The following is a 234-nucleotide window of genomic DNA, read 5'->3' on the forward strand; positions in this document are numbered from 1 at the left end:
CTTTGTGATTCATGACTGGGGTGAAGTCGTAACAAGGTAACCGTAGGGGAACCTGCGGTTGGATCACCTCCTTACCTGAAAGAAGCGTACTTTGCAGTGCTCACACAGATTGTCTGATGAAAAGTAAATAGCAAGGCGTCTTGCGATTGAGACTTCAGTGTCCCCTTCGTCTAGAGGCCCAGGACACCGCCCTTTCACGGCGGTAACAGGGGTTCGAATCCCCTAGGGGACGCC

Annotated in this window: 1 tRNA gene and 1 rRNA gene; both read left to right on the forward strand. The window is 52.6% G+C overall.

Features of this window, described 5'->3' with window-relative positions:
• A 16S ribosomal RNA gene (locus NA389_RS21995) occupies positions 1 to 74 on the forward strand; the annotation flags it as partial.
• Positions 75 to 159: 85 nt separating this feature from the next.
• Positions 160 to 232, forward strand: a tRNA-Glu gene (locus NA389_RS22000).
• The last annotated feature ends 2 nt before the right edge of the window (positions 233 to 234 follow it).

Source organism: Salmonella sp. NW645, from assembly GCF_051703725.1.
Lineage (GTDB): Bacteria > Pseudomonadota > Gammaproteobacteria > Enterobacterales > Enterobacteriaceae > Salmonella > Salmonella enterica.